Source organism: Pseudomonas sp. Irchel s3f7 (genome assembly GCF_900187615.1).
Lineage (GTDB): Bacteria > Pseudomonadota > Gammaproteobacteria > Pseudomonadales > Pseudomonadaceae > Aquipseudomonas.
Genome location: NZ_FYDO01000015.1, coordinates 53,084 through 66,667, shown reverse-complemented (window position 1 = coordinate 66,667; position 13,584 = coordinate 53,084). Strand labels below are relative to the sequence as shown.

The window sequence follows — 13,584 nt, the reverse complement described above, 5'->3', positions numbered from 1 at the left end:
CCCTGAGGGAAGGGGCTTGCCCGCGATGGGGCCAGCCGCCCCACCACAAATACATCACCAAGTATCAATGCCCTCGATCATTCAAATCACTACACCGAATTTTTTATTTGCTCCCGATCTGTTCAAAATGGCGCCATTGCCCATTGGACGGATGGAACCCTCATGAATCTCAATTTCGCTTTCGCCTGCATGATCGTGGTGTCTTTTGCCATTGCGCTAGGGCACGCCTGATCGGCACGGCTTCGTTGATTTGAATCAAGCGTCTGTCGGCAATCCGCGCCAAACGAGAGTAAAAGCCTGACAGATCAGGAAAATGCTCTATAACCAGTGGTGACACGATTTTCGATCAGGGGAACTGGAAGGCTCCCTCGAAGATTGATCTCTATAAAAGCTGCGGACAATTGAGTGCCCGCCAGGAGACGCCACGATGAAAGCCCTGAAGATTGCCGCCAGCGAAGGCGCGCAGGAATGTTTCAAGAATGCCCGGGAAGTGGTCCTGCTCGGCAACACCGACTTCACCAACGTCGCGGTTGCGGTGGTCTCTGTTGCCGATGTATTGGCCGGCGCCCTGGACGCGATCCAACGTACCGGTTTCGATATTCCGATTTTCCTGGTTGCCTCCCCCGGTGTTGAAACCCAACCCCGGCAGGTCTACAAACACCTGCAAGACGTACTGTTGCAGGTCAATGGCATTTTCGACCGGACCCGCGCCAACGTCGAATACCATGGCAACCAACTGGAAACTGCCGCCCGCGCCTATGAAGCAACCCTGCTGCCACCCTTCTTCGACTCGCTGAAAAAGTACACCGAATCGGCCAACGCCACATTCGCCTGCCCGGGCCACCAGGGCGGGCAATTCTTCCGCAAACACCCGGCGGGGCGGCAGTTTTTCGACTTCTTTGGCGAAACGCTGTTTCGCGCCGACATGTGCAACGCCGACGTCAAGCTGGGCGACCTGCTGATCCACGAAGGCCCGGCATTGCTGGCACAAAAACATGCGGCGAAAGTGTTCAACGCCGACAAGACCTATTTTGTGCTCAATGGCACCTCGGCCTCTAACAAAGTGGTGACCAACGCCCTGCTCACCCCGGGCGATCTGGTGCTGTTCGACCGCAACAACCACAAGTCCAATCACCAAGGCGCGCTGATCCAGTCCGGGGCGACGCCGGTGTACCTGGAAACCGCACGCAATCCTTACGGCTTCATCGGCGGGATCGACTCGCATTGCTTTGAAGAAGACTACCTGCGTGAACTGATTGCCGAGGTCGCGCCGGACAAGGCTCAGCTGCCACGGCCGTTCCGCCTGGCGATCATTCAGCTCGGCACCTACGACGGCACCATCTACAACGCCCGGCAGGTCGTCGACCGCATCGGCAAGTTGTGCGACTACATCCTGTTTGACTCGGCGTGGGTCGGTTACGAGCAGTTCATTCCGATGATGAAAGACTGCTCGCCCCTGCTGCTGGAACTGGATGAAAACGATCCCGGCATCTTCGTCACCCAATCGGTGCACAAACAGCAGGCCGGTTTCTCCCAGGCGTCCCAGGTGCACAAGAAAGACCGGCACATCAAGGGCCAGGACCGCTACTGCAACCATCACCGGCTGAACAACTCGTTCATGGCCCAGGCCTCGACGAGCCCGTTCTACCCGTTGTTCGCCTCGCTGGATGTCAACGCGCGTATCCACGCCGGCCGCAGTGGCCTGCGGCTGTGGGAGGACTGCGTGAAGTTCGGCATCGATGCCCGCAAACTGATTCTGGAAGCCTGCACCATGGTGCGCCCATTCGTGCCCGACACGATTGAAGGGCGGGCATGGGAAGACTATCCAACGGATGAGATCGCCAATGACCTGCGCTTCTTCGAGTTCCATCCGAAGGATCGCTGGCATGCCTTTAGCGGGTACGCCGAGAAGCAGTACTTCATTGACCCGTGCAAGTTGCTGTTCACCACGCCGGGGATCGACCCGGTCGATGGCAGCTACACCGACTTCGGTATCCATGCCGGCATCCTCGCCAATTTCTTGCGCGAGAACGGCATCGTTCCGGAAAAATGCGACCTGAACTCGATTCTGTTCCTGCTGACCCCGGCGGAAGACTGGGCGAAAATGACCCACCTCGCCGCGCAGATCGCCCGTTTCGAGCGGTTCATCAGTGATGACGCACCGATGAGCCGGGTGTTGCCGACGATCTATGGGTTGAACGAGGAACGCTACCGCAACTACACCATCCGCCAGCTCTGCCAGGAAATGCACGACCTGTACCGCGAGCGCGACGTCCAGCATCTGCAGAAGGCGATGTTCCGCAAGGAACACTTCCCGAAAAAAGCGATGAACCCGCAGCAAGCGCAGAACGAGTACATCCGTGGCAACGTCGAACTGGTGGCATTGGCGGATGCAGACGGCCGGATCGCCGCCGAGGGCGCACTGCCTTATCCGCCTGGCGTGCTGTGCGTGGTGCCCGGCGAAATCTGGGGTGGTGCGGTGCTGAAGTATTTCCTGGCGCTGGAAGAAGGCATCAACGCCTTGCCAGGCTTCACGCCAGAGTTGCAAGGCGTGTACTTGAAGCAGGAAGGAGGCCGCACTCGGGCTTACGGCTATGTAATCAAGGCCTGATGCGGTGACACAGGAGCCAGGCTATTGCCTGGCTCCTGTCATTTACAACCGTCAGTATTTTTCAGCAATGAACTTGTACGGATAGTCCGGCTCGCGGTAGTCGCCCGGCCCCTGCCGTTTTGGTAGCTTCACTTTCTCACGTGGCACATCCTCGTAAGGGATGCTGTTCAACACATCATTGATGATATTGAGTCGCGCCCGACGCTTGTCGTTCGAGTTGGCAACCCGCCATGGGGCGTATTCGGTATCGGTCGCCTCGAACATGTCGTCACGTGCGCGGGAATACTCGTACCAGCGGCTATAGGACTTGATGTCCATCGGTGACAGTTTCCAGATCTTGCGGCCATCGGTGATACGCGCCGTGAGCCGGCGGGTCTGCTCCTCAGAGCTGACTTCGAGCCAGTACTTGAGCAGGATGATCCCCGACTCGACCAGCGCATGCTCGACTTGCGGTGCCACTTTGTCGAGGAAGTTCCTGACCTGCTCTTCCGTGCAGAACCCCATGACCCGTTCCACACCGGCACGGTTGTACCAACTGCGGTCGAAAATCACCACCTCACCGGCCGCCGGTAAATGCGGCAGGTAACGCTGCAAATACATCTGGCTTTTTTCCCGTTCCGTCGGCGCCGGCAAGGCCACGACCCGGAAAACCCGTGGGCTGACCCGCTCGGTGAGGGCCTTGATCGTACCGCCCTTGCCTGCCCCGTCACGCCCTTCGAAGATGATGCAAACCTTCAGGCCCTTGTGCTTGACCCACTCTTGCAGCTTGACCAGTTCGACATGCAGCCGGGCCAGCTCCTCGAGATAATCCTTGTTCTTGAGCTTGTCAGTTTCAACAGGCTTGGTCTTCGCTTCAGCCTTCTTCTTCGCCATCGCCGATACCTCGTTCATTTCGTCAAAATACGTCCGGGGAGCGCTTGCGAACGCTCATTCACTGTCGACTGCGCTGGTAATGATCGACCGCCTGCTCCAGGTTCAAGAACATATGCGACTCGCCCAGCGTACGACCCAACGGGGCCTTGATAACCATGTCCCACACCGACGGGCTCATGCCCACCATCCAGAGTGAAATACCTTTTTCGCGCATTTGCTGCTCCGCCAGGGTCAGCATCTTCAAGGCGGTGTATTCCAGGTCGAACACACTGCGCAGGTCGAGAATCACCACGTCGGGGTTAGCGTCATTGATCAGCGGGCGCATCTTCTCGCCGATACGCTCGGCATTGGCGAAGAACACGCGACCTTCCGGGCGCAGCAACAGCAACCCGTCAAACTGTTCGTCTTCGGCAGTCTCTTCGGACTGCGGACGATAGACGTTGGTACCGGGTTTGCGCCCCAGGCGATGCACGGGCGGATCGGACACTTGATAGGCCAACGCCACCAGCGAGACGACAATCGCCACGACAATGCCTTGCAGCGTGCCCAGCAACATCACCCCGAGCATCGCCACCACGGCCCAGACAAATTCGGTACGGCGAACCGACAGGATCTCGCGAAACTCTGCCGGTTCGATCAGCCCCACCGAATACACAATCACCACCGCAGCGAGCGTGGCGTTGGGCATCTGGCCAATGAACGGCGCCAGTAACAGGCACGTGCCCAGCGACAACGCCGCGGTCACCAGTGCGGCCAGTTGCGAGCGTGCGCCGGCCAGGCGATTCACGGCAGTTTGGGTCGTGCCGCCACCGGCAACCATAGCGCCGAGAAAGGCACCGCCGATGTTGGCGACGCCGGTGGCAACCAGCTCACGGTTCGGTTGAGGCGTTGGCTCGTCATTGCGGGCGAAGGCGCGTCCTGCAGCAATGGTCTCGGTAAAACTCATCAGCGCGATGCCCAACGCCGAGGGCCAGAGGGCTTCCGCCATCGACCAGATGGGCATCGTCAAACCCGGCAGGCCAATCGGCACCGCGCCGACGGCCGAAACGCCGAATCGCTCAAGGTTCAACAGGCTCATCGCAACAATGCCGATCGCCACGGCAATCAACGGTGCCGGTAATTTCGGTGTAAAACGCTTCATGCCGATCAGCAACAGCACCATGGACACGCCCACCGCCACGGTCGGCAGCGAGGCGTGTCCGAGGCTTTGAAAGGTCGCCACCAGGTTGTGCACAAACCCGGCCTTGTCGATGTGGGTGCCCAGCAGTTTGGGGATCTGGTCCAGCACGATGACCACACCAATGCCGGCCTTGAACCCCACCAGTACCGGTTCGGAAATGAAGTTGGCGACAAAGCCCAGCCGCAGGATCCCTGCCACAATCAGGATTGCCCCCACCATCAGCGCCAGCGTAGCGGACGCCGCGAGCAACGTCGCGGCATCGCCGTCGGGGCTGATCTGGCCGAGTGCCGAGCCGGCCAGGATGGCCAACGTCGTGGTGGTGCTGACGCTGAGTGGGCGCGAGCTGCCGAGCAGCGCATAAATCACCATCGGCACCAGCGCGGTGTACAGGCCGACCTGCACCGGAAGGCCGGCGATGGTGGCGTACGCCAGTGCCTTGGGAATCACCACCGCCGCGGCGGTGAGCCCGGCGATGATGTCACCCCTGAACCAGTCGGGCCGATAGTTGCTGAGCCACTCGGGAATCAGCAGGTCGCGCACGGTACTCCGGCGTTGAATCGCAGGAATTCGTTCGTGCGGATGGCTGCCTTGCTGATCCATGAGTAACTCCGTCGTAAATCGTGATGCGGATAATGAGTGAACTTGGTTGGCCGCACTATCCCTTAACTGCACACGTAACCATTGCAAGGCTTCATCGGCGAATCGTGTGTGCCAGCAGGCAATCAACTCGGTCTCAGGAAACTCAAGCAGCGGGGAGTGACAACCGAGGTTGAACAGGTCGGCAAACGTGCGAGCTACAGGGCTCAGCAAATTACTAATGTAGCCGGTTTGCGAGGCGATGAACGGCGTATTTTCTGGAGCGCAAAAAAAAACCGCACGAATGCGGTTTTTTTGTGGAGTCCGGTCAGTTCAGGCGTTGACTCAATGGTCCAGCGAGCCGGCCTTGGTCAACCCTTTGGTGTTGTGATCACCCGGGGTCGTGGCCGAAATAGCCGTGGCTTTGCTCAAGCCGCGCGTATCTTTGGAATGGGCGACAGCCGAGGTCGTCGAGCCATGGCCGCGATCGCCGTTGCGCTCACTGCCGTAGTGATTTCCGCTTTCGCCATGGTCGCGGACAGCCTTGCCGGCGTGGTCGCTGGCCAAACCTTTACCGTGGCCGTTGCTGGCAGAGCCGCCGGAGTGACCTGCACCACCACCGTTGCCGCCGCCGATCCCGCCGCCATGGCCGCCACCGTTTCCGGCACCATTACCGCCGCCATTACCGCCGCCGTTTCCACCGCCACCGCCATTACCACCGCCACCGCCACCGCCACCTCCGTCTTTGGCGTAGGCAGAACCCATGAAGGACACGCCATCAGGCAGCAACGGGGCAGCTGCCAACATCAGGGCGCACGACATAACTGCAACGAGACTCTTGTTTTTTAAAAGCATGATCGCTTCCTTAATGGCTTGATATCGCCTGATGTATGACGCGATATCACCCTTGCAGTTCAAGTGTTTCGACGGACGGGCACCGTACTACGGCAAAGCAAATCCGCCGCTCAAACGCTAATGAAACGCACCATCGAGAATTTCATAAATCAGCCCGGTGGCCAGCGCGACCAGAATCAGGTCCGTGCCGACTTGCTGCCATTCATAACCATCATAGTGAGGCAGGCTGCCGATCAACCGACCGTCCAGTTTCTTGGCAATACCGGGCGGCAACGGCTTGCCGCGGGCGAGGTTTTTCTGGATGCCCGGTGGCAAGGCAGGGCCTGGGCTCCAGTAGTCGCGATTCACGCTAATGATCCCGAACACGCTGTCGCGATTGACGCTCGGGCCGTGGCTCCAGTCGTCTCCACCGGAGTTCTTGTGTTTGTTTCCATGACTGCTCTGGTTGCCATTGCCCTGCCCCTTGCCGGGCTCGGCCAACGCAGTGGCTGACCCGCAGACCAGCGCCAGGCAGGTAACCGCTGCAATCAATGAGCGAGATTTAGACATGAGTCGTTCCTTCATCGAGGGAGAGTTCCCTAAAATTTAGACGCTGCTGATGATGTAGGTTCCATAAAGTGAACGTCTGCGCTCACACGACCCCGTCTGGAGACCCCGCCATGACCCGCATGATTGCGACCTTCGCGACATGGGCTTCGCCGGTGGCGCGTGACCATCCAGGAAGCGCAACACCGAATCTGTGGCGAGGGGCTTGCTCCCGCTGAATTGCGAGGCGGCCCCAATGGGACGGCTGCGCGGTCCATCGCGAGCATGCTCGCTCCTACACAAAAATCATGGGGTACAAGACTGATCTACATTGATCAGAAGTTCGCCGGCGTGTTCGCGCTGATGATTTCCGCCTCATCCTGGCCGATGTTGCGAAACCGGTGCGGCAAGGTCGTCGGGAAGTAATAGCCGTCGCCGGCGTTGAGCACGCTGACCTGGCCATCGACGGTCAATTCCACGGTGCCGCGCGTAACGAGGCCGCACTCCTCGCCTTCGGCATGCACGATCGGTTCTTCCCCGGAGCTGGCGCCCGGGGCGTATTGCTCACGCAGCAGACGCATTTGGCGGCTGGGGACGGACGCGCCGATCAGCAGCAGGCGCAGGCCATGGCGGCCGAGGTCCGGTTGTTCGCTGGCGCGGAAGATGTATTGGTGTTCGCGGGGCGGCTGATCGAAGGTGAAGAAGTCGGCCAGGGACATGGGGATGCCCTCCAGCAATTTCTTCAGGGAGCTGACGGAAGGACTGACCCGATTCTGTTCGATCAGGGAGATGGTGGCATTGGTGACGCCGCTACGCCGTGCCAGCTCGCGCTGGGACAGTTTGTAGCTTTCGCGTACTAATTTGAGTCGTGAGCCCGTATCCATGACAGCCTTATGCGCCAACCGGTAGGAGGGGTGGAGAGCAGGCGCGGATTACGCCGTTTTCCGGTCCCGGAAACGTGAAAGGCGGCTATTAAATCACGTTTGCTAGTAATGCTCAGCAGGTTCGATAAATGGCCGAAAAAATAGCCATTTGCCATGAAGTCGCACAACCTGTGGGAGCCAGCCCGCTGGCGAAAGCGGTGTGTCAGGCGACATCTTTTTTGGCAGATATGACCTCATCGCCAGCAGGCTGGCTCCCACAGGGAAAGCATAAAAAACCAGCGGTTCCTGTTGCACAGAAGCCGCCGGCGAGGCAAAGCTTAGATGCCGAAACGGTCGCGCAGCGAGTAGTACACAGCGCCCAGAGCGGTCAGCGGTGCCGAGAAGGTACGCCCGCCGATCATCGGCATGTGCGGCAGCGAAGCGAACGCGTCGAAACGTTCGGCGTCGCCACGGATCATTTCCGAGATCAGTTTGCCGGCCAGGTGCGAACAGGTGACGCCGTGGCCGCTGTAGCCCTGCATGTAGTAGGCGTTTTTCTCGATACGGCCGAATTGCGGCATACGCGACATGGTCAGCAGGAAGTTGCCGGTCCAGCGGTAGTCAATCTTCACGTCCTTCAATTGCGGGAAGGTCTTGAGGATTTTCGGGCGGATCAGTTGTTCGATGTCGTCCGGTTCACGGGCGCCGTAGACCACGCCACCGCCGTACAGCAGACGGTTGTCCGCTGTCAGGCGGTAGTAATCGAGCAGGTAGTTGCAGTCTTCGACGCAGTAGTTGTTCTTGATCAGGCTGCGCGCTTGCTGCTCCGACAACGGCTCGGTGACGACGATCTGCGAACCGCACGGCATGCTCTTGCTGGTCACGCGGTTGTCCAGGCCCTGCGGCAGGTAGGCGTTACCGGCGATCAGCAGGTACTTGGCCTTCACCACGCCTTTGGCGGTGCGCACGGTGATCGGCTCGCCGTAGGTGATTTCCACCGCTGCCGATTGCTCGTAGATCTTGCCGCCCAGGCCGATGATCGCCGAAGCCTCACCCAAAGCCAGGTTCAGCGGGTGAATGTGGCCGCCCTGCATGTCCAGCAGGCCGCCGACGTAGGCTTCGGAACCGACTTCGCGCTTGATGTCGGCCGCGTCGAGCATCTGCAGGCTCTTGTTGCCGTAGCGCTCCCAACTCTTCTTCTGCTCGGCCAGGCCATTGAGTTGTTTCTTGTTCATCGCCGCGAAGATGCCGCCGGGACGGTAATCGCACTGGATGTCGTAGTGCTGTATGCGCTGACGGATGATGTCGGCGCCTTCGAAAATCATGCTGCCGAGGATTTCGGCGGTCTTGTCGCCGTAGCGCTCTTCGATCACGTCGACGTCGCGGCTATAGGAGTTGACCAGTTGACCGCCGTTGCGACCGCTGGCGCCGAAACCGACCTTGGCGGCTTCGAGCACGGTCACGCTGTAGCCCGCTTCAGCGAGGAACAGGGCTGAAGACAGGCCGGTGTAGCCGGCGCCGATCACACAGACATCGCAATCCACCACCCCTTCCAGCACAGGGAAATCACCGGTGAAGTTGCGGGTGGCGGCGTAGTAGCTGTTTACATGCGTTTGTTTCATACATTTCTCCGAGGGTCGCCGACAGAGCCGGTGACCGTCGCTTTATTGTTATCAGAGCTTGATCCAGGTCGCTTTGAGTTCGGTGTATTTGTCGAACGCGTGCAGCGATTTGTCCCGACCGTTACCCGACTGCTTGAACCCGCCGAACGGCGCGGTCATGTCGCCGCCGTCGTACTGGTTGACCCAGACGCTGCCGGCACGCAGGCCACGGGCGAAGGTGTGGGCCTTGCTCAGGTTGCTGGTCCACACACCGGCGGCCAGGCCGAAGATGCTGTCGTTGGCAATCGCCAGGGCTTCTTCCGCCGTGTCGAAGGTGATCACCGACAAAACCGGACCGAAGATTTCTTCCTGGGCGATGGTCATGGCGTTGGTCACGCCGTCGAAAATCGTCGGCTCCACGTACTGGCCACCGGTGTCTTCGAGGGTACGACTGCCGCCCGCTATCAGTTCGGCGCCTTGCGCTTTGCCGATGCCGATGTAGCGCAGCACGTTGTCCAGTTGACGCTGGTCGACGACCGCGCCGACGGTGGTTGCAGGATCGAGCGCGTGCCCCGGTTTCCACGCTTGCAGCGCTTCGACCAACAACGGAATGAACTGCTCGCGGATCGAACGTTCAATCAGCAGGCGTGAACCGGCGGTGCAGACTTCGCCCTGGTTGAAGGCGATGCCGCTGGCCGCTGCCTGCGCGGCTGCGCGCAGATCCGGTGCGTCGGCGAACACCACGTTCGGGCTCTTGCCCCCCGCTTCCGCCCAGACGCGTTTCATGTTGCTCTGGCCGGCGTAGATCATCAGTTGTTTGGCAATCGCCGTGGAGCCGGTGAAGGCCAGCACGTCGACGTCCATGTGCAACGCCAGCGCCTTGCCGACGGTGTGACCGTAGCCCGGCAAAACGTTGAACACGCCTTTCGGGATACCGGCATCCAATGCGAGCTGCGCGATGCGGATCGCGGTCAACGGGGATTTTTCAGAAGGCTTGAGGATGAACGAGTTGCCCATTGCCAGGGCCGGGGCGAATTTCCAGCTGGCCATGATCAACGGGAAGTTCCACGGCACGATGGCCGCAACCACGCCGACCGCTTCGCGGGTCACCAGGCCCAATTGGTCCTGAGGTGTCGCGGCGACTTCGTCGTAGATCTTGTCGATGGCTTCGGCGGTCCAGCGGATCGCGTTGGCAGTCGCCGGAATGTCGATGCTCATGGAGTCGCTGATCGGCTTGCCCATGTCGAGGGTTTCGAGCAGGGCCAGTTCTTCCCGGTTCGCCAGGATCAGGTCGGCGAAACGGATCAGGATGCGCTTGCGCTCGGCCGGGGCCAGGTTGGCCCACACGCCGGACTCGAAGGTGCGGCGCGCGACAGCGACAGCGGCATTGGCGTCGGCTTCGTCGGTGCTGGCGACATTCGCCAGGAAACGACCGTCCACCGGGCTGATGCATTCGAACGTCGCGCCATCGGCGGCTGCGCAGTACTGGCCGTCGATGAATGCGCGACCTTCAATATTGAGGGACTGGAAGCGTTGCTCCCAATCGCTGCGAGTGTTTGTCATGGTTGTGACTCGACGCAGGGGAATAGGTGATCGTCGGACGGACGCCCGCCCAATCAAAAAATGAAATGCGATCCCTGTAGGAGCTGGCTTGCCAGCGATTGCGGTGGATCAGACGTCATCAATGTTGACTGTGACGACGCCATCGCTGGCAAGCCAGCTCCTACAGGGTTGGCGGCGCACACGAGATTTGTGTACACCGCCAACGCCGTCAGACGGTGTGCAAGTACCAGTTGTACTCAAGGTCCGAGATGGAGTTCTCGAACTCGGCCAACTCGCTTTCCTTGCACGCCACGAACACGTCGATGTACATCGGGTCGATGTATTTGGCCATGACTTCGCTGTCGTCCAGCTCGCGCAGTGCATCGCGCAGGTTGTTCGGCAGGCTCTGTTCGTTCTGCTCGTAGCTGTTGCCTTCGACCGGAGCGCCCGGCTCGATCTTGTTGGTCAGGCCGTGGTGCACACCGGCCAAAACCGATGCCATCAACAGGTACGGGTTGGCATCGGCGCCGGCCACTCGGTGTTCGATGCGCACCGAGTCCGGTGAACCGGTCGGTACACGCACGGCCACGGTGCGGTTGTCGATGCCCCAGCTCGGCGAGTTCGGCACGTAGAACTGTGCGCCGAAACGACGGTACGAGTTGACGTTCGGGCAGAGGAACGCCATCTGCGCCGGCAGGGTCTCGAGCACACCGCCGATCGCGTGTCGCAGCGCGGCGTTCTGCTCGGGATCCTCGCTGGCAAAGATGTTGTTGCCTTCTTTGTCGAGAATCGAAATGTGCACGTGCAGACCGTTACCTGCCTGGCCCGGATACGGCTTGGCCATGAAGGTGGTGTCCATCTCGTGGTCGTAGGCGATGTTCTTCACCAGACGCTTGAGCAGGACGGCGTAGTCGCAGGCCTTGATCGGGTCGGCCACGTGGTGCAGGTTGACTTCGAATTGCGCCGGGGCGCTTTCCTTGACGATGGCGTCAGCAGGAATGCCCTGCTCTTTCGCGCCTTCGAGGATGTCTTGCAGGCAGTCGACGTATTCGTCGAGGTCGTCGATCAGGTACACCTGGGTCGACATCGGACGCTTGCCGGAAACCGGCGAACGCGGCGATTGCGGACGACCGTTCACGTTGTCCTGGTCGATCAGGTAGAACTCCAGCTCGAACGCGGCGCAGATGGTCAGGCCAAGGTCGTCGAACTTGCGCACGATATTGGCCAGTACTTCCCGCGGGTCGGCGAAGAATGGCTGACCTTCGATTTCGTGCATGGTCATCAGCAGTTGCGCGGTTGGGCGCTTTTGCCATGGCTCGATGCTCAAGGTGCCGGGGATCGGGTAGCAGATCCGGTCGGCATCGCCGATGTCCAGACCCAGGCCGGTGCTTTCCACCGTGGAACCATTGATGTCCAGAGCAAACAGAGACGCCGGCAGGTTGATGCCTTTCTCGTAAACCTTATGAAGACTGGTGCGTTCGATGCGCTTACCGCGCACCACACCGTTCATATCCGCAATCAGAAGGTCGACGTACAAAACCTCAGGATATTTCTTAAGGAATGCGTTTGCTTCGTTGAGTTGAACGGTACGCAGAGGGACCGACATGATGCACCTATTTTTTACTGTTAATTATTATGTTCACCGCCCTTTCACGAGTCCAGTCAATCCGAAAGGCAAAGTGAAGTCAATAGCGAACACTTGGCCTTAAAGCGTTTATTTTCTGGCCATTCAGAGGCGCGCAAGTGCCAAATCATCTACCAAACGCCCGTAGATCCTGAATATCGGACGGGAGACGTTTAGAATTTTTTACATGAGAGTTGTTAATTAAAATCAACAAGGCTAAGCTCCGGAAAAGCTCGTTCAAGTGTGAAACTTCGAGGTGATAAAAATGGCATTCAAGCCATTGATCGGCGTTACAGCCTGCGTCAAACAGATTGGCCTGCACCCCTACCACATCAGCGGCGACAAGTACGTGCGCGCTGTCAGCGTTGCGGCGCTGGGGCTGCCTGTCGTTATTCCTTCCTTGGGCGACCTGATCGACATCGAGGACCTGCTGCCGCAGCTCGACGGTCTGTTGCTGACCGGCTCGCCATCGAACGTGGAACCTTTCCACTATCAAGGCCCGGCCAGCGCCCCCGGCACGGAACATGATCCACAACGGGACCGCACCACCCTGCCCCTGATCCGCGCAGCCATCGCTGCCGGCATTCCGGTCCTCGGCATCTGCCGTGGTTTCCAGGAAATGAACGTGGCGTTTGGTGGCAGCCTGCATCAGAAGGTCCATGAGCTTCCTGGCATGCTCGATCATCGCGAAGCCAACCATCCGGACCTGGCCGTGCAATACGCTCCCGCCCATGCGGTGAACGTGCAGCCCGGTGGCGTGTTCGAAGCGCTGGATCTGCCGACGGTGTTCCAGGTCAATTCGATTCACAGTCAGGGCATCGACCGACTCGCTCCCGGCCTGCGCGCCGAAGCCGTCGCCCCCGATGGCTTGATCGAGGCGATCTCCGCCGAACACAGCAAAGCGTTTGCCCTCGGCGTGCAATGGCACCCGGAATGGCAGGTGCTGGACAACCCTCCTTATTTGAGGATTTTCCAGGCGTTCGGTGATGCGTGCCGACAACGGGCGGCGCTGCGCCACTCGAGCTGACGGCCTAAACCCAAACTAAACGATTAACTGCCCAGCGCGAGCGGGCAGGCGCTTTTGCGTGCCTCGCTCGCGTCAGCAACACACTGCGATAACAACAAGTACTACCAGGCAGCCAGGATGGCGGCGCCGAATTAACCCGGTGGGTGCGTCACCCTGTAGGAGCTGGCTTGCCAGCGATGAGGCCCGGACAGTCGACATCAGTGTTGACTGTCAGGCCGCCATCGCTGGCAAGCCAGCTCCTACAAGGGACCGCGACCGGCAGGGTTTGCAATCCACTATTAAGCAGGGCCGCGTTGGCCCGGCGACT

General features: G+C 59.8%; 10 protein-coding genes. 2 read left to right on the top strand and 8 right to left on the bottom strand.

The genetic code is table 11. From position 1 onward, the window contains the following. Positions 1-427 precede the first annotated feature (427 nt). Positions 428-2,611 (top strand): ornithine decarboxylase SpeF, encoded by a 2,184-nt coding sequence (gene speF, locus CKW19_RS14820; RefSeq protein WP_095058509.1) that lies wholly within the window; start codon positions 428-430, stop codon positions 2,609-2,611. 51 nt (positions 2,612-2,662) lie between these two features. Here the strand turns inward: speF and ppk2 are convergent, their stop codons facing one another. From ppk2 to CKW19_RS14780, 8 genes are all read right to left on the bottom strand, one after another. Then, the gene (gene ppk2 / locus CKW19_RS14815) at positions 2,663-3,484 is read right to left on the bottom strand and encodes a polyphosphate kinase 2 (RefSeq protein ID WP_095058508.1); all 822 of its coding nucleotides are present in this window, start codon (positions 3,482-3,484) and stop codon (positions 2,663-2,665) included. Between the two features lie 58 nt (positions 3,485-3,542). Continuing rightward, positions 3,543-5,264, bottom strand: coding sequence for a SulP family inorganic anion transporter (locus CKW19_RS14810; RefSeq protein WP_095058507.1), 1,722 nt, complete (start codon positions 5,262-5,264; stop codon positions 3,543-3,545). Positions 5,265-5,585: 321 nt separating this feature from the next. Further along, the gene (locus CKW19_RS28860) at positions 5,586-6,095 is read right to left on the bottom strand and encodes a hypothetical protein (RefSeq protein WP_177408813.1); all 510 of its coding nucleotides are present in this window, start codon (positions 6,093-6,095) and stop codon (positions 5,586-5,588) included. A gap of 117 nt (positions 6,096-6,212) precedes the next feature. Continuing rightward, on the bottom strand, positions 6,213-6,644 hold the full coding sequence (locus CKW19_RS14800) for an anti-virulence regulator CigR family protein (protein WP_095058505.1): 432 nt from the start codon (positions 6,642-6,644) through the stop codon (positions 6,213-6,215). A gap of 311 nt (positions 6,645-6,955) precedes the next feature. Next, positions 6,956-7,504: a cupin domain-containing protein gene (locus CKW19_RS14795; protein WP_095058504.1), complete on the bottom strand. Its 549-nt coding sequence runs from the start codon at positions 7,502-7,504 to the stop codon at positions 6,956-6,958. 317 nt (positions 7,505-7,821) lie between these two features. After that, positions 7,822-9,105, bottom strand: coding sequence for an FAD-binding oxidoreductase (locus tag CKW19_RS14790; RefSeq protein WP_095058503.1), 1,284 nt, complete (start codon positions 9,103-9,105; stop codon positions 7,822-7,824). Between the two features lie 51 nt (positions 9,106-9,156). Continuing rightward, complete coding sequence (locus CKW19_RS14785; RefSeq protein ID WP_095058502.1) at positions 9,157-10,647, bottom strand: aldehyde dehydrogenase; 1,491 nt, start codon at positions 10,645-10,647, stop codon at positions 9,157-9,159. Positions 10,648-10,855: 208 nt separating this feature from the next. Further along, positions 10,856-12,232, bottom strand: coding sequence for a glutamine synthetase family protein (locus CKW19_RS14780; protein WP_095058501.1), 1,377 nt, complete (start codon positions 12,230-12,232; stop codon positions 10,856-10,858). A 283-nt stretch (positions 12,233-12,515) separates the two neighbouring features. On the opposite strand from CKW19_RS14780, the gene CKW19_RS14775 reads away from it, so the two are divergent. Next, the gene (locus CKW19_RS14775) at positions 12,516-13,277 is read left to right on the top strand and encodes a gamma-glutamyl-gamma-aminobutyrate hydrolase family protein (RefSeq protein ID WP_095058500.1); all 762 of its coding nucleotides are present in this window, start codon (positions 12,516-12,518) and stop codon (positions 13,275-13,277) included. The last annotated feature ends 307 nt before the right edge of the window (positions 13,278-13,584 follow it).